This is a genomic window from Mesosutterella faecium (assembly GCF_022809315.2).
Lineage (GTDB): Bacteria > Pseudomonadota > Gammaproteobacteria > Burkholderiales > Burkholderiaceae_F > Mesosutterella > Mesosutterella faecium.
The window spans coordinates 2,207,831-2,224,576 of the sequence record NZ_JAKZJU020000001.1 but is presented as its reverse complement, the minus strand read 5'-3'; the positions used below and the strand labels follow the sequence as shown (position 1 = coordinate 2,224,576).

Below are 16,746 nucleotides of genomic sequence, written 5' to 3'. Positions count from 1 at the left end.
GACTTCCTCCTTCTATGGCCTGAAATTCATGCAAAAGGCGTGCCAGTGCTGAAACGCCCTGTTTCGGGGATTTGGAAGAAGGAAAATGCGGCTTTGGTGCGTTTTTGGCCCCAGAGTGGTGCGGTCTGCTTAAAAACAGTGCTTTAGCTGTACCTGTTACAGTAAAAATTGATATTGTCCGAAAACGGGACAAAAAAGGCCTGACGCCTAGGAGAGGAGGTTCAGCGTCAGGCTAAACGGCCGGCCGCCCACTGTCCTGGGCGCTGCTCCGGCCTCAAGTTGCGTTGTTTTATCTCTGCTTTGAAGGAGGCTCCTCAGGCCTCATTTGCGCGGCGGGTCCTTTTCATGGCACCCGGAGCTCGAGCACTTCTGAAAGTTCTCCATGTGGTGGCAGCCGTAGCAGGAGTTGAGTGTGGGCTTTTTCATCGTCATGCCCTTGGTGGGCGGGATGGGATGCGTGCCGTGGCACATCTTGCAGTCCGGCGCTATCTTCCTCGCCGCGTGGGGCTTGGCAGCCTTCGCGTCCATGTACTGATGCGGCTGGACGGGGTCTCCGAATTCATCCTTCCAGTCTTTGGTGAGCTCGCGGACCTTTTCGTAAGGCCCGTGGCAGCCAAGGCACTGAGGGGCGGAGCCTTCGCCCGCCTCCTCAGCTAAGGCCGGAAGGGATGCGAAGGCGAGAGCGGCTGCGGCCGCGGCGGCCGCTGCGATCATCGTGAGTTTCATATCCCTTCCTCCTTCTGCCTTACTTCAGGCTCGCGAACTTCTTGCCGAGCACGTAGGACATGACGAGGCCGCGGGAGAGCCCGTGCATGGAGGAGCCGCCCGTCACCTCGCCCACGGCGTAGAGGCCCTTGATCGGCTTCTCGTCCCAGGTGAGCACGTTGCACTCCTTGTTCACATGCAGTCCGCAGTAGCAGTCGTGCAGCGTGACCGAGGTCCAGGCCGCATAGAACGGGGCCTTCGCGATCTTGTACTGGGGCTTGGGCTTGGCGAAGTCCGGATCCTCGCCCTTGTCGACGAAGCTGTTGTAGCGGCTCACGGTCGCAGCGAGCGCCTTCGGGTCGATCTTGTGCTTCATCCACTTGTTCGTGTTGATCTTCGCGGCGAGCTCTTCGATCGTGTCGGCCTTGAAGAAGTACTCCGGGTCGACCGAGGTGTTGTCGATGTGCATGCGCTCGCGCTTCACGGCATCGGCGTCGAAGATCGCCCACTGGGGGCCCGAGGACCAGTTGTTCTCTTCCGAAGAGCCTTCGTTCAGGGCCAGCGCGGCCGGGATGAAGTTGATCGGGTTGAACTTCGTGCGCTTGTAGTTGTCGTAGTAGCCCTGGACGTAGGGGTTGGTCTTGATGTCCTTGAAGTGCGCGCCGTTCGTGCCGTTCATCAGGCCGCGGGTGGCGTTGGAGGTGCCGTAGGAGGTGAGCGCTGCGCCGTTCTTCACCTGGCCGGCGGAGACGAGCTCATCGTAGAAGCGCTTGCCGCACCAGTTCACGACGATCGCGTCCTGCCAGTTGCGGATCGACACGCCCGAGTGCTTCACGAGCGGGAAGATCGGGGACTCGGGCTCCCACTTGAGGTAGGTGTCGTGCACGCCCACCACGGCGCCGCGGGTGAGCGAGATCGAGCGGTCGGTGTTCGCGTTCGTGACGCCCCAGAGCGCGGCGCCCAGCTTCATGGCGGCAAGCGTCCCCGAGCCGTCCTGCGGAGAGTACTCGCAGGCCGCGGAGGCGAACTCTTCGGTGAGGCGCGGGTCGACCATGCGGCGGAACTTCACGTTGTCGGTGTAGCCGGCCGTGGCGAGCACGAGGGCCTTCTTCGCGCGCACCGTGATCTTCTTCGCCTTGTTCTTAATGTAGAGCGGATTGGCGCCGTTGAAGGCGACGAGCTCCTTGCCGTCGGGCAGAACCTTCGGGGTCCTGTGGGCGCGGATGCCGAGCACCCCGGTCACCTCGCCCCCCTTCGTCTCGGGGACGATCTCGTCCATGTAGTAGTTCATCAGGAACTTGACGCCCGCCTTCAGGGCCGCCTTTTCAAGGGCGCGCATCAGAACCGTGCCGGACTTCCCGTTCGGGGCCTCGGGGCAGGCGCCCTTGGTCCAGGCGAAGTGCAGCTCGCGCGGGGCGCTGCAGCCCGCGCCGTAGGCGCCCGCGTTGTTCGGGGCCTTGTCGAGGAACGGCACGCCGATTTTCACGAGCCAGTCGTAGGTGGGAACGCCGTTCATGGCGATCATGTGCGCGAGGCCGCGGTCGTTGAAGCGGAAGTCCGGGAAGCCGTTGGGCAGGATGACGGACCAGTCGGTCAGATCCTTGAACCAGGTCTCGGGGCTGTCGGCGATGCCGTATTTCTTCTGGACCGCGTTGCCGCCGCCCAGCAGCGTGTTGCCCTGGGAGATGATCGCGTGGCCGCCGATGTCGTAGTTGGCATCGACGATGAGGGCGGTGAGGCCCGCCTCGCGGGCGCGGATCGCGGCCGGGATGCCGGAAGCGCCGGCGCCCACAACGACCACGTCAGCCTCGAAGTCCCACTTCGCGGGCGCCTTCGAGGACTTGCCGCCCTTGGCGGCAAGCGCGTCGCCGGCAAAGGCCATCATGGCGCCGCCCATCGCGACGGAGCCGCCCAGGAATGAACGACGGGAAATCCTGCTTGTAATGTTCTCTCTCCTTGTAAAACTACCGCATAAGACGTAATTCTGTCTGTCTATAGTATTACCACTTATAAGTAATCCTATCGGCAATAAAATTTTAGCCAAGCGGAGGAAATATGCGTTGCCGGAAACCGGGAGCATGTTAAAAAAATGCAAAGAAATTGATCTGCGGCATTATCGGTAAGCAGTTATAACTAAGACAGAACCTATAGGCCACTAATAAGAATTTAGTTATATAAAACAATGTGTTGTAAATATTTAGGCAAAGAATGAGGAGCCTGAGGTTCGCGAAAGACCGGCCATTTTTTATTGAATGAAATGAAAAATTTATGACACAAAATACCACCTTAGTATACGGGGTCTGAACTAACTATAAAGAGGTATAAATGTAACCGGGATCTTCAGCTTTTCGGAGGCTCATAAAGCGCGAGGGAGGCGGGAGGCCGAAAAAAGCGGCTCCGGCCGGCCCGGGAGGAGGCTCTAGAGCCCGCGGCCGCGCCAGAGGTTCCAGAGCGGGATCAGGTAGAGGTAGAAGGCGAATAAAACGGCGCCGGCCTGAGAGCCGGTCGCATCGAGCACCACGGCGCAGGCGATCGACCAGGGCACAAGGGGCGAGAGGATCACGGCCGAGTCTTCAAGCGCGAGGGCGAACTTTTCGCGGGACAGCCCGAAGCGGCTGCAGAACTGGTGCGTGAGGATGATGGCAAAGGTCTGGTTGCAGGCGATCAGCGAAGAAAAAAGACCCGCCGCGGCGAATGCGGGCGCACTGCCCCGGCGCGCAGCGAGCTTTTCAAATTTCCCCTTCAGGCCGTCGAGCAGCCCGGTCGCCTCGAAGATCCCGGCGTAGGAGGAGGACAGGCAGACGATCGCAGCGACCTTGAGCATCGAGACCATGCCGCCGCCGTCGGCAAGAGACGAGAGCGCCGGCACGGGCGAGCGGAACCCGAGGATCAGGCTTCGAAGGAGGTCGGAGGGCGCCATGCCCTGCTGCCAGAGGGCGAGCGCCGAGGCAAGCGCGATGCTCACCGCCATGTTCCACCTCACGGGGACCTTCAGGAAGCTGCAGGCGAGGATGGAAAGCGCCGGCAGGAGCAGCCAGGGCGAGAAGCTGTAAAGTGAGGCGAGCCCCGACAGGCCGGTCTCGGCCGGGAGGCCCCCGGCGCTGCCGCGAAGCCCGAGCGCAAGGTAGGCCGCGCAGGCGAGGAGAAAAGGCGCGAAGGCCGAGCGGGCCATGCTGCGGATGTTGCGGTAGATGTTCGTGCCGGTGAGCGCGCACACCAGCATGGCGCTCGTGGACACGGGGCTCATACGGTCCCCGAAGTAGACGCCCGAAAGAATGGCCCCGCCGGTGAAAAGGGGCGGAACGCCGAGGCTCAAGCCGATGTTCATCGACACCACGCCCATGGTGGCCGCCGTGGCAAAGGAGGAGCCGAGGAGAAACGACACGGCGCAGTTCGCGAGAAAGGCAAGCGGAAGGAAGCCCGCCGGGTGGATCATCTGCGAGAAGAGCGAGACGAGATAGGCGATGGTGCCCGAGGCGCGCCAGGCCCCGGTGAGCATCCCGATCAGCATGAAGACGATGAAAAGGAGCCGCACCTTCCAGATGCTGCTCCAGGCCATCGCGAGGATCCGGGCGGGCGTGTGGCCCTGCAGCAGCGCGTAGCCCGAGAAAAGCAGGAAGCCCAGGAACAGGGCTCCGAGCAGCGGCCCCTGCAGCACGAGAAACAGGGCGAGGATCAGGCAGAAAGTGAGCAGGACGAGATTTTTCATGGGAAATGCAGAGCCCGGTCTAGCGCCGGGCAAAGGCGGCGCCTCACTTTCATTCTCTCATGGGGATTTTTCCCTGCCATCCCCTTTTTCGGCATGCCGGGCCGGCCGGAAACGATTAAACTTCTCAAATATTTAGCCGGCTAACTATTTAAATGAACTACCGCATCAGAAAGCTTCCGAGCCTCGAGACGATCGAGAAGAACGTGAAAAAGGCGGGCGTGAGGCTCGCCCCGGAGGCGGCCTCGCTCACGCTCTCGCTGCTGAACTGCGCCTCGCGCGTGCAGGAGGAGATCATCGGGCCGCTCGAGCGCGAGGGGCTCTCGGAGGGGAAGTTCCTGCTTCTCATGGCGCTGCGCGAGCAGCCCGCCGGGCTCGGGGTGCGCGAGCTCGCGCTCCGGGTGGGCGTCACCCCGCCCACGATGTCGATCATGCTGCGGCGCATGCGCCAGGCCGAAAAGCCCCTCGTGCGGATGGAGCGGCCCGCGGACGACGCGCGGGCGAGGCGGGTGCAGATCACGCCGGAAGGCATCGAACTCATCGGACGGATTTTCCCCGGGCACCTGAAGCGCGTGGCGGCATTTTCGGAGAGGCTCACCGGGCAGGAGCGAAGCGAGCTCGCCAGGCTTCTGCTCAAGCTCTCCGGGCCGGCGCCCGAAGAATAAAAAAGCGTGCATTTAGTGAAAAATAAAGAAAAATGACTGAAGATAATCAAAAGATGGTCCAGGGCGGACAGACGGGAGACTCGGGCTCGCCCGCGCAGGGCGGCAGGCCGCAGCGCCTCGGCCGTCCCGCCGGAGGGCGGCGCGAGCTTCTCAAGCCCGTCGCGGCGCTCGGCGCGCTCTTTGCGGTCGGGGTGCTCCTCATGCTGCTCGGCCCGCGGCACGACGCCGACACGCTCGCGCAGCGCCAGAAGTACGGCATCCTCACCGCCGAAGAGGTGAACGTGGCCTTCGAGAAGGTCTCCGGGCGCCTCGTTGAGCGGCCGGTCCAGGAAGGCGGCCGGGTGAAGAAGGGCGAGCCCCTGATGACGCTCGACGGCGTGGACAACGCGATCGCGGTGAAGCGCCTCAAGGCCCAGATCGCTGAAAACGAGGCCTCGGTCGAGTCCGAAAAGCGCCAGATCGGCATCGACCTCGCGGCCGCCTCCACGACGGAGAAAAACGCCTGGCGCACGATCGAGGCGGACAAGGCGACGCTCGACTCGGCCGCGGCCGCCGAGCGGCGCGCCCGGGCGGACTACGGAAGAGCCCGCGGGCTCGTGGGCTCGGGGGCGGTGTCGCAGTCGAGCTTTGACTCGGCCAAAAGCAGCTGGGAGTCGGCTGCCGCGGCGCTGGCCAACGCCCGCAAGAACCTCGCGGCTGCCACGGTGGGCGCGAACCGCTCGGACCTTGCGCGCCTTGAGCGGACCGGAAGCGCGGAGGGCATGCGGCTGTCCTCCATCGCCGATACCCGCGCATCCATTGAAAACCGGCGCCTGAAGGTGAGGCAGCTCGAAGCTCAGGGCGAGCAGCTGCGCGCCGACCTTGAGTCGCTCCAAGTCGAGCGCGGCCGCCTCACCCTCACAGCGCCCGAGGACGGCAAGATCGTGAAGCTGCTCTATCAGCCCGGCGACATGGTGAGCGCAGGCAGCCCCGCCGTGCTCCTGCAGTCCTCCCGCCAGTACTACGAGATCTATGTGAGCGAGAAGGACGTCCCGCGCTTTTCCGAGGGGAGCACGGTGACCGGCACGACCGCCTCGGGCCGGAAGGTGCAGGGCATCGTGCGGGTGCTCTACCGGGCGCCCTCCTTTGCCGAGATCCGCGGCACGCGCGAGCGCGGCCAGGCCGACCTCACCTCCTTCATTGCCCGCATCTACGTCACGCCGCAGTCCGGGGTGGAGCCCGGCATGACCATCGAGGTGAAGACCCATGCCTGAAGCGCGCAGGGGCCGCTCCAAGTGGCTGCAGGACATCATTGACTCGATGTTCGAGGAGCTCGAGGCGATGACCTCGGGCCATTTCGTGCCCTATCACAAGCTCTCGGTCATGGCTGCCGTTGTGACCACCGTCGTTCTCGGCCTCTTTTTCACCCAGATGAGCGTGATCGAGGCCCCGGTCGCGGTGATCGACCTTGACCGGACCACGCAGAGCGATGCGCTGATCAGCGCCCTCGACTCTTCGAGGGATATCCGGGTGGCGAAGGTGGTGCGCTCCCCGGTGAACCCCGAGAGCCTGCTGCGCCAGGACGAGCTCGTGGGCGTGATCTACATTCCGCGCGGGCTCACCGAATCGGTCCTCACCGGACGCGGCTCGGCGCGGGTCGGGTATTTCGCGGACCAGACGAACGCGGCTCAGAACGGGGAGGTCTTCAATTCGCTCAGCGAAGTGGCCGCCGCCGAGGGCGTGCCGGTGTCGGCGGCGAACCTGGCAGCGCTCGGGGCCGCCTCCCAGGCCTCGGAAAGTGCCTCCTCCTCCGGGATCGGAGTGGAGGTGCGACGACTCTTTAACCCCGCCAATTCTCTGCACATCACGGTGCTCGCCTTCCTCTATTTCTTTTCCGGCATCTACTTCGGCATCACTTCCCTCATGATCATGGGGCGGCTCCATGTCTCGGGGCTCTGGGAAACAACGATCTGCGAGCGGGGGCTGTCGGCGCTCGTCGCGAGGCTCTTCCCCTACTGCCTGGGCTACTGCGCCGCTGTCACCCTGATGACGGCGGCGCTCGTGCAGTTTGACGGGCTGCCCTTCAAGGGGAACTACCTCGCCTATCTGCCCAGCCTGTTCCTGCTGCCGCTCTGCATCGGGCTGCTCGCCATGATCGTGACCTGGAGGATGCCCACGCCTGCCAACGGGGCGGCCTTCATGATCTTCATCGTGCCCCCGGGCTTCATCATGGGCGGGATGACCATGGCCGAGCACGAGTTCCCCGGCTGGGTCCATTACGTCTCAAACGCCTTCCCGCTCACCTGGCAGTTCGGCATGCTGCGCGACTTCGCCTTCAGGGGGAAGACGCTCTCCGAGATGGCGGGGCCCTACGGGGAGTATCTCCTCTACGCCACGGTGCTGCTCGCGCTCGCGGCGGTGCGCTTCTACGCGGAGCGCCGGCGGCTCGGAGCCTCCCAGAAAAATCGGGAAGGAGTTTCCTGAAAGTCCGCCCGGCCTGAAAAAGGGGTGCTTTGTCGGGCGGCAGCCCGTCTGTAAGCAGTCCTTTTTCCGGGGTCTTCCCGGGAGAGGCGCGCCTGCCCCCTCGCGCATTCTTCTGTTTTTGACAAAAAAATGGCTGGCCGAAGCGCCTGGTGCCTCTCACATGATAGGGCGCCGAGGGTCCGGTCCGGCTCCCGGTCCTCGCGGTTCATTCTCCTGCGGCGAAAGATTCTTTTTTCAAAGCTTTCCGCCTATCGTCCCTGAAGCTTCATAACCTGGTTCTTCACGGTATGCCGGGAAAGGCTGGTACCCACAGCCCTGATTTCAACACAGCGGCATAGTCTGGAAGGCTTCTCCATGGAGACAGGTTCCTTCCGGGGAAAATTGACTTGATTTTCAGTACAAAATACTCAAAGTCTCTGAAGCCGTATGCCGTTCGCCTGAGCACTTTGATCGCATTGTCCGCTCCTTCAAGGGGGCCGGTACCCCGTTTGAACTTCCCGGCATTGACAATGCCTTCTGCGCGGCGGCCGAGCATTTTGGCAAATCTCCGTGCCGGACTGAAATCATGTCTCTCAGCTGCAGCCTCCAGCAGGTTTTTTGTTTTTTGTAATTCCTCACGAGCCAGAGCCTCCGAACGGCAGCACCATATTCTTCGGATTAAATCGGCAATCGGGTAGAGGGAAGCCAGCAGCTCGTTGTCGGCCTTCAGACGGTTCAATGTCGACCTGCAGATCGTCCGGCCGCCGCGCAAGCACCCATTCCGCGCTTTTCAAATCGGAGAGCTTCCTGACCAGACCGGCTCTGCTTTCCCTCGTTTCCTCGTTCTCCCGGATTTTGCTGTTTTTACGAAGTTCCTTCCGTATCTGCTCACGGATGACGGTCTTGGCCTCAGTCAGGACCTCCTTGATAAAATTGGCCATGACGTGGAAAAGGTCATAGACCGCGACCGCCCCCTTCAGGTGATCCTTCACCATCCGAGGATATGCGGCGTTCATGCCGCAGGATACGGACTGGATCTGGCCGGAGGCGTGGTGTTGCCGCAGGAGTTCAAAGAAGGGCTCTACGTCTCTGCGGCTTTTTCCCTTTCCTACCCACAGGATGCGCCTTGTGTCCAGATCCATGACGACCGTTGCGTACCGATGTCCCTTAGGGACGGCGAATTCGTCAATGGCCAGGTGTTACACACCGGTGAAATCAACTTTCTGGAATAAATACTTGAGGAGAACCTTGTCACAAGCCTTGACCGTGTCCCAGCCCAGGCGGTAGTGGGCGGCTGCATCGCTGATGGACACACGGAGCCGGAGCAGTGATTGGATGTTATCATCATCAGATTCGTCAGCCTGGATCGCTGGCTGACCCAGGGCGGGCGTTCCGTCTTATGACAGCCGCAGCTGCATTGAACCCGCCGGGCTTCAAAGTAAACGTACACGCGTTCCCGCGTCATCAGAGGCGCGTCTCTCACAATCCGTCGCGTGCTTTCGTGAATTGAGAAACACCGTTTACCGCAAGCGGGGCAGACTGCTTCGCACACAGGTTCCAAGTAGATGTGAATGCTTCCGTCCGCTTCTCGTTTCATGTCTTTGATGAAAGAACCGGGGCAGCGGAGCTGGGAGAGAAAATCGGGTTTAGGCGGCAGGGATGAATTTGTTAAACCGGAGTTTTTGTCCTTTTTCTAGTCCCGAATTCCCTGATCCAGAAAACGCTTCAAATGGCTCGCTGCAGGCTGCTTGCGAGCGAGAGCGGTATTCGATTTGAGGTAGTTCTTCCTGCTATTCCTTGAAGAACCATTAATGATTGTAAGGTCATGTTAAAATATGCAATTTTTTCCCGCTATTTCTTTTCATACATTGTTGCTTTACAGATCCAAGGAGAATGAATGTCTGCTTTCTCACCTCAAAATTTCAGAAAAACGCTTTTAACCGCCGCCGTGGCCGCGGGGACTGCCGCCGCTCCTTTCAGCGCCGAAGCGGCAACGGTTGAATACGGGCCTTTGGAATCGAGCAAGTCCTGGAACGAGGATGTGACCCTGTCGGCCCAGGAGCTCCCGTACGGAGGCGTGTGGCTTGACCGCCAGTCGCAGAAAACCACGACGACGCTTGACGCGGGCGAGCACCAGATCTCATTTCAGTCCACGGGCATCCGCATCGACGGTGGGAACAACGATCTCGTCATCAACGCTTCCGCCGTGAACTTTAATGGCAGCACCTGGGACAGCCGCAACCCTTACACCGGCATCCTGATCGCCAACACCGCGCGCAACACGGCCTCTGAGAATCTCCCCGTTTCCATAGAGTTCAACGCCCCCGTGTCATTTTCCGGCAGCAAGGCTCTTGCCGTGGACATCGTCAACTTCCCCGGCTCGCATGACCACCAAAACAAGATCGGTCCCCTGAACGTTGTCCTCAAATTCAACCAGGGGCTCACCATCTCGAATTCCACAGGAACCATCCCCCTTAACGAGCGCAGAGACGCTGACTTGGAATGGATTCCTGTCGGCACAACTTTCCTCACTTATCTTGGGAGCGAAGGGACGGAAATCCGCGCCACTAACATCACGCTCAATGACAATGCCGCAGACGTAGGCGTTTCCAGCTCCGCGAGCAAGTTTTATATTTCCGGCACGTTTTCAAGCCATGGCTTTACAGGATGCTCACCTCTGCAGACCGACGCAGACGACTTCTATGCCCACAACATCGAAATTGACAATGTGAAGTCCTTGTCAGGAGACCAGGCGTTCCCTGTTGACACATCAAGCTCTCTTTTTCGAGCTGACCGCGTGACTGTCACCAATGTGACCGGCGACGCCATGACAGCCGCTTTTTTTGCTGAGCACCAGGGAGCCGTCAACGTGAATTCTCTCACCGTTGACGCCGTCGCCTCGACCTCGGAGTGGGCCAGCGGAATTTTGATGTCTCAAATTGAGAGCCTACGTCCAGCAAGCAAAGTCGAAATTTCTACGGCAAAGGTCTCCAAAGTCAAGGGCGTAACCCGTGCGGACGGCGTTTATTTGGAAGATTGGCGGGATGCTTGGACGACATATAGTGACGACGTCCCCATCTACATTTACCCTGTCTCCGGGAATTTTGGCAGTATCAACGTAGAGGGCGTCGCCGCCACGGGTGATACAGGCACGGCCAACGGCCTTTATATGACGAACGTGGCTCTTCCCGTCACCGTCGGGGATCTGTCGGTTGCCAGCATCTCGGCCGAGGGAGAAAACGGCTCAGCCTACGGCGTGCGGCTTAGGTCGGCGACTCTCAACATCACCGGAAATGTCAACATCACGCTCGAAGAGAGTGCCTCGGGCGACTACAAGGGCGCGTTTTCCGGCTCTCCCTCGGAAGAGGAGGTGAACGTGCGGAACGCAGCGGTCCGGGTAGATCAAGCGGGTGTCGTCGCCTTCAGCGGGGAAGGCACGCGGCGCATCGATGGTGCGATCCTCGTGGGTGGCGACGCGGGGAGCGAGTCGAGCCCCGCCTCCCTTTCCTTCTCGGGCGGCACGACGCAGATCGCGGGCGACATCTACGTCGCCAACGGCGGGCAGCTCACGCTCGGTGCAAGCGGCTCCGACTCCTTCATCCGCGGCCAGATCGACGACTACCACGACCTAGGGGGCGATTCCTCAGCGGCCCGGACGGTGAACTTCCTCACCGGCTCCGGGCGCATGGCCTCCGCCTCCACGGCCGGGAGCGCCTCGGTTTTGCTCTCCAAAGGGGCGTCCTGGACCTCTTATGGCAGGAGCTTCGTGAAGAGCCTCGCCTTCGGCGAGGGCGGCGGCTCGGTCGATCTCTCAAAGTCCGAGGGCGCGAGCCTCACGGCGGGAACCCTGTCCGGCTCCGGGACATTCGTCATGCGGGCGAGTCCGACTCCGTCCCGCGGCAACATGCTCTATGCGACGGACCTGCAGAAAGGCTCCTCCAGCACGATCGCCCTGGTCGTTGACAGGAGCGAGGTCCCGAACATCGAGGCGCTGAAAGGCGTGCGCCTTGCGACCACGAACGGGAAGGCCTCCGGCTGGGGCGACGAGTTCAAGGCCGAAATGAAGGACCAGGGCGTGACCAACGTGACCTTCACGCTCGCAAAGAGCGACTACGTGAAGGGCGATGCGGAAAACACCCTCTACAACGGCAAAGGCAGCGGCAAGGGCACTTATCGGCCTGGCGTCGCCTTCACCGACTCGGTTTTTGGCGAGGAAGGCACGAACTGGTATATAGAAGAGGCGACCGAGACCGAGCCTGTCACCCCTGACACGCCCGATACGCCCGATACGCCCGATGAGCCGGTGACGCCAGTCCAGCCCAACAGCGGAAAGACGAAGGTGGAGCTCTCCGACGCGGGTCGGGCGGTGCTCGGGGCCGCGCGCTCCATGTACTGGAACGCGGTCGATATGGACCGACTCGTGAAGAGGCTGGGCGAGGCGCGTTACGCAAAGGGCGAGGACGGCCTGTGGCTTCGCATCCGCTATGACAATCTCGAGAGCTCCTCGGGCCGGGGCGACTTCAAGAGCTCGGCCGCGACCTACCAGGCGGGCTTTGACCGCGCCTTCTCCTTTAGCGCCGGGCGGGCGCTTGCCGGCGTGGCCCTCGACTGGCGGCATGCCGATGACGACTTCAAGGGGCTCTCGGGCGACGGGGACACCCGGCGCTTCGGCGTGAAGGCCTACGGCACGTGGCTGGGAGAAAGCGGCGCCTACGTCGACCTTGTCGCGCAGTGGGGGCGGCTCGCAAACAGCTTTAACATCGTGAACGGCTCGGGCGGCCGCGTGAAGGGCGACTTCGACAACCACGTCCTCGGCTTTTCGGCCGAGGCGGGCCACAAACTCTCGCTCGGCGCCGAGGGGTGGTTCGTGGAGCCGGAGCTGCAGCTGCAGTACCTGCACGTGACCGACGGGAACTACAGCACGACGCAGGGCTCGCGGATTGCGCAGGACAGCTTCAATTCGGTGCTTTCGCGCGCGGGCTTCCGGGCTGGGCGCAGCTTCGGCGCCGAGAAGGCGGGCTCGTTCTACTTCAAGGCCGACTGGATCCGCGAGTGGAGCGGAAAGCAGAAGATCCGCGCCTTCGACTCGACCACCCGCGCCTCGGGCTACGACGCCTCGATTGAGAACCGGGGCAGCTGGTACGACGCGGGCGCGGGCTTCCAGGTGGCGCTCGGGCGGAACGCCTTCGCGTTTGCGGACGCCGAGTACCGCTTCGGGCATTCGCTTGAAAACGCCTGGAGCGTGAACGCCGGCGTGAGGCTTTCCTTCTGATTAAAGAAAGGAAAGCGCGCTCTGCCAGGCGGCCTGCCCCGGGGTCAGATGCCCGGGGCGGGCCGCTTGCTTTTTAAGATGCCTGAAGTTCCGGCCAGGGGCGGGAAGAAGCAGTGTACGGTTTGCTGGAAGCGGGCGCTCCTCCTGAAAGTGCCCCATCTGTCCATCCTTCCTTTTCCCATTTCTCTTCCCAAGACCGGCCGGAGCACTTCACTCTCTTTTCTGCGAGCCTGCGTCGAAGCGGATTTTCTGTCAGTCAGCGGCCCCTTCTTCTTTGAGCCGGCTTCCATTCAGAGCATTTCAACTGTTAATGATCCCCTGTATAGCCAGCTATTAGAGAGTTATTTTTTATACATAAATAAATGTTTGATTTTGTTAAGAAGCGTTAAAATAAAACCCTTTGCTCATAAATCAACTGACGTATGCAAGGAGAGTGTATGCCTGCCCGCTGTTCGGAAAATTTTAGAAAGCCCCTTTTGGCCGCCGCCGTAGCGGCGGTTGTTGCGCTGCCCCCCCCCCCACCGCCGGAGCAGAAACGCTCTATTGGCCGGTGTATGGAAGCCAGTCCTGGAATGAGGACGTAACTTTTTCAGCCGATATGCTCCCTTACGGCGGCGTGTGGCTTGACCGCCAGAGCCAAAACACCAAAACAACGCTTGATTCAGGCACTCACCGCATGGACTTTCAGTCCACAGGCATTCGGGTCGAAGGCGGCAACAACGACCTCGTCATCAACGCTTCCGCAGTAAATCTCAAGGGCACCACCGGGGACTTCGCGAACCCTTACACCGGCATCCTGGTTCGCAACACCGCAGCCGGCACGGATTCTGAAAAAACTCCTGTTTCAATCTCGTTTAATGCGCCCGTCTTATTCGAGGGGACGGGACTGGCTTTGGATATCCTTCCCAATCCTGGCTATAACGACAAAAAAAGATACATTGGCTACATTGAGCCGGTCCTTCATTTCAACCAGGGCCTCACCATTTCACATTCGACGGGAGGCATAACCCTCGATGACCGAAGAGACTTGAATTCCACTCCCTTGCCGAGTACAGGGACTTTTCTCATGTATCTTGGATGGGGCAGCGAGGTTCATGCCACAGACATCACGCTGGAACACAACACCGCGGAAACCGCTATCCGCAGCTACGGAATCATAGAAGTCACGGGGACGCTCTCGATCCGTGACCTCACGGGCATCATTGGCATTGCTGTGCGTGACATCAAAGCGAAAAATATAGAAGTCGACACGCTGAACAACACTACTCCGACGATGCTCGCCTACGGCGTCGGGGCCGGCGGAGCCCACTATGTCGACATTGACCGCATGGATATCAGGAATATCACGGGCGTAAGCGATACGTCCGGCTTTTTTGTAGAGGAGCAGCCGGACATCAGCGTGGGCAGCCTCACGGTTGACGGAATCACGTCGACAGGAGCGAGTGCCTCCGGCTTGGCTTTGTATACTGAAAGGAGCACACTCGGCGATTCAAACAAGCTGACGTTCTCATCAGTGCAGGTGGCCAATGTCAAGGGCGTCACCCGGGCTGACGGCGTCATTCTCGAGGATTTCAGTGAAGAGTACTGGAGAGACAACGGCTCATCAATGGTTCACTATTACCCTGTTCCCGCGAGCTTTGGCAGCCTCAGCGTGAAAGGCGTCACGGCTACAGGAGAAAACGGCAAGGCGAGGGGCCTTTACCTGAATTCCATCGCGCTCCCCGTCTCCGTCGGTGATCTGTCTGTCGCCGACATCTCGTCCGAAGGGGCGAATGGCGCGGCCAACGGCGTGCAAATCCGGTCGGCCACTCTCAACATCACCGGAAATGCCGACATCACGATCGACGAGAGCGTCTCGGGCGACTACAAGGGCGCTTTTTCCGGCGCGCCCTCCAATGATGGGCTCAACATCCGCAGCGCCGCGATCCGGGTGGTTCAGGCGGGCTCCGTCGCCTTCAGCGGCGAAGGCACGCGGCGCATCAGCGGCACGATCCTTGTGGGCGGCGACGCGGGGACCGAATCGACCCCCGCCTCGCTCTCCTTCTCGGGCGGCACCACGCAGATCGCGGGCGACATCTATGTCGCGAACGGCGGGCAGCTCACGCTCGAGGCGAGCGGCTCCGACTCCTTCATCCGCGGCCAGATCGACGACTACCACGACCTCGGAGGGGAGGCCTCAGCGGCCCGGTCGGTAAGTTTCCTCACCAGCCCGGGGATCTTCTACGGCTCCGGGAGCATGGTCCCCGCCTCCACGGCCGGGAGCGCTTCGGTTTCGCTCTCCAAGGGGGCGGCCTGGACGGCCTACGGCAGGAGCTTCGTGAAGAGTCTTGCCTTCGGCGAGGGCGGCGGAACGGTCGACCTCTCGAAGTCCGAGGGCGCAAGCTTCACCGCGGGAAGCCTGTCCGGCTCCGGGACATTCGTCATGCGGGCGAGCCCGACTCCGTCCCGCGGCAGCATGCTCTATACGACGGACCTGCAGAAAGGCTCTTCCAACACGATCGCCCTGGTCGTTGACAGAAGCGAGGTCCCGAACATCGAGGCGCTGAAGGGCGTGCGGCTTGCGACCACGAACGGGAAGGCCGCGGGCTGGGGCAATGAGTTCAAGGCCGAGATGAAGGACCAGGGCGTGACAAACGTCACCTTTTCGCTTGCAAAGAGCGACTACGTGAAGGGCGACGCCTCCAACGCTCTCTACAACGGCGAGGGAAGCGGCGAGGGCACCTACCGGCCGGGCGTTGCCTTCACGGACGCCGCCTTTGGCGAGGAGGGCACGAACTGGTACATCGCGGAGGCGACTGAGACCAAGCCTGTCACCCCCGATACTCCAGAGACTCCTGACACCCCTGATACCCCCGACACACCTGCCACGCCTGACCAGCCCGTAGCGCCGGTTCAGCCCGACAACGGCGGCCAGACGCCTGAAAAGCCGAAGGTGGAGCTCTCCGACGCGGGCCGCGCGGTGCTCGGGGCCGCGCGCTCCCTGTACTGGAACGCGGTCGACATGGACCGGCTCGTAAAGAGGCTGGGCGAAGCGCGGCACGCAAAGGGAGACGACGGCCTGTGGCTTCGCATCCGCTATGACAATCTCGAGAGCTCCTCGGGCCGGGGCGACTTCAAGAGTTCGGCCGCGACCTACCAGGCGGGCTTTGACCGCGCCTTCTCCTTTAGCGCTGGGCGGGCGCTTGCCGGCCTGGCCCTCGACTGGCGGCATGCCGACGACGATTTCAAGGGGCTCTCGGGAGACGGGGACACCCGGCGCTTCGGCGTGAAGGCCTACGGCACGTGGCTGGGAGTAAGCGGCGCCTACGTCGACCTTGTCGCGCAGTGGGGGCGGCTCGCAAACAGCTTTAACATCGTGAACGGCTCGGGCGGCCGCGTGAAGGGCGACTTTGACAACCACGTCCTCGGCTTTTCGGCCGAGGCGGGCCACAAGCTCCCGCTCGGCGCCGAGGGGTGGTTCGTGGAGCCTGAGCTGCAGCTGCAGTACCTGCACGTGACCGACGGGAACTACAGCACGACGCAGGGCTCGCGGATCGCGCAGGACAGCTTCAATTCGGTGCTTTCGCGCGCGGGCTTCCGGGCCGGGCGCAGCTTCGGCGCCGAGAAGGCGAGCTCGTTCTACTTCAAGGCCGACTGGATTCGCGAGTGGAGCGGGAAGCAGAAGATCCGCGCCTTCGATTCGACCACCCGCGCCTCGGGCTACGACGCCTCGATCGAAAACAAGGGCAGCTGGTACGACGCGGGCGCGGGCTTCCAGGTGGCGCTCGGGCGGAGCGCCTTCGCGTTTGCGGACGCCGAGTACCGCTTCGGAAACTCCCTTGAGAGCGCCTGGAGCGTGAACGCCGGCGTGAGGCTTTCCTTCTGATTAAAGAAGGGAAAGCGCGCCCTGCGAGGCGGCCTGCCCGTAAGCCTGCGGCTTTGCGGACAGGCCGCCTTTTTCCCTGAGCGGCCGTTGG

11 protein-coding genes are annotated in these 16,746 nt (G+C 61.7%); 5 read left to right on the top strand and 6 right to left on the bottom strand.

All coding sequences use genetic code 11. The features are described 5' to 3' along the window. Nucleotides 1-321 precede the first annotated feature (321 nt). From MUN46_RS09920 to MUN46_RS09910, 3 genes are all read right to left on the bottom strand, one after another. Complete coding sequence (locus MUN46_RS09920; protein ID WP_243376741.1) at nucleotides 322-726, bottom strand: cytochrome c3 family protein; 405 nt, start codon at nucleotides 724-726, stop codon at nucleotides 322-324. Nucleotides 727-745: 19 nt separating this feature from the next. Continuing rightward, the gene (locus MUN46_RS09915; protein ID WP_243376742.1) at nucleotides 746-2,590 is read right to left on the bottom strand and encodes an FAD-dependent oxidoreductase; all 1,845 of its coding nucleotides are present in this window, start codon (nucleotides 2,588-2,590) and stop codon (nucleotides 746-748) included. A gap of 534 nt (nucleotides 2,591-3,124) precedes the next feature. Then, the gene (locus MUN46_RS09910; RefSeq protein WP_243376743.1) at nucleotides 3,125-4,414 is read right to left on the bottom strand and encodes a Na+/H+ antiporter NhaC family protein; all 1,290 of its coding nucleotides are present in this window, start codon (nucleotides 4,412-4,414) and stop codon (nucleotides 3,125-3,127) included. 152 nt (nucleotides 4,415-4,566) lie between these two features. Between MUN46_RS09910 and MUN46_RS09905 the strand changes: the two genes are divergently transcribed. Genes MUN46_RS09905 through MUN46_RS09895 form a run of 3 tightly spaced genes read left to right on the top strand, consistent with a single transcriptional unit; the run spans nucleotide 4,567 to nucleotide 7,539 of the window. Continuing rightward, nucleotides 4,567-5,076 carry a MarR family winged helix-turn-helix transcriptional regulator gene (locus MUN46_RS09905; protein WP_243376744.1) on the top strand — a complete coding sequence of 170 codons (510 nt, stop codon included), beginning with the start codon at nucleotides 4,567-4,569 and terminating at the stop codon, nucleotides 5,074-5,076. Between the two features lie 32 nt (nucleotides 5,077-5,108). Beyond that, the gene (locus tag MUN46_RS09900; protein ID WP_243376745.1) at nucleotides 5,109-6,329 is read left to right on the top strand and encodes an HlyD family secretion protein; all 1,221 of its coding nucleotides are present in this window, start codon (nucleotides 5,109-5,111) and stop codon (nucleotides 6,327-6,329) included. Then, a complete protein-coding gene (locus MUN46_RS09895) occupies nucleotides 6,322-7,539 on the top strand; it encodes an ABC transporter permease (RefSeq protein ID WP_243376746.1) in 1,218 nt (405 codons plus the stop codon). Before MUN46_RS09900 ends, MUN46_RS09895 begins: the two co-directional genes overlap by 8 nt. Before the next feature lie 280 nt (nucleotides 7,540-7,819). Here MUN46_RS09895 and MUN46_RS09890 read toward each other — a convergent pair whose 3' ends face one another. Genes MUN46_RS09890 through MUN46_RS11780 form a run of 3 tightly spaced genes read right to left on the bottom strand, consistent with a single transcriptional unit; the run spans nucleotide 7,820 to nucleotide 9,115 of the window. Further along, nucleotides 7,820-8,257, bottom strand: a complete 438-nt coding sequence (locus MUN46_RS09890) for a transposase (protein WP_281069866.1) — start codon at nucleotides 8,255-8,257, stop codon at nucleotides 7,820-7,822. Next, nucleotides 8,154-8,660 carry a transposase gene (locus tag MUN46_RS11785; RefSeq protein ID WP_422732586.1) on the bottom strand — a complete coding sequence of 169 codons (507 nt, stop codon included), beginning with the start codon at nucleotides 8,658-8,660 and terminating at the stop codon, nucleotides 8,154-8,156. The genes MUN46_RS09890 and MUN46_RS11785 overlap by 104 nt, the downstream gene beginning before the upstream one ends. Next, nucleotides 8,627-9,115 (bottom strand): transposase family protein, encoded by a 489-nt coding sequence (locus MUN46_RS11780; protein WP_422732585.1) that lies wholly within the window; start codon nucleotides 9,113-9,115, stop codon nucleotides 8,627-8,629. The genes MUN46_RS11785 and MUN46_RS11780 overlap by 34 nt, the downstream gene beginning before the upstream one ends. Nucleotides 9,116-9,415: 300 nt before the next feature. Here MUN46_RS11780 and MUN46_RS09880 point away from each other — a divergent pair, with 300 nt between their 5' ends. Together MUN46_RS09880 and MUN46_RS09875 are read left to right on the top strand one after the other, a co-directional pair. Next, nucleotides 9,416-12,790, top strand: coding sequence for an autotransporter outer membrane beta-barrel domain-containing protein (locus MUN46_RS09880; protein ID WP_243376747.1), 3,375 nt, complete (start codon nucleotides 9,416-9,418; stop codon nucleotides 12,788-12,790). Between the two features lie 598 nt (nucleotides 12,791-13,388). Beyond that, nucleotides 13,389-16,655 carry an autotransporter outer membrane beta-barrel domain-containing protein gene (locus MUN46_RS09875; RefSeq protein WP_243376748.1) on the top strand — a complete coding sequence of 1,089 codons (3,267 nt, stop codon included), beginning with the start codon at nucleotides 13,389-13,391 and terminating at the stop codon, nucleotides 16,653-16,655. The last annotated feature ends 91 nt before the right edge of the window (nucleotides 16,656-16,746 follow it).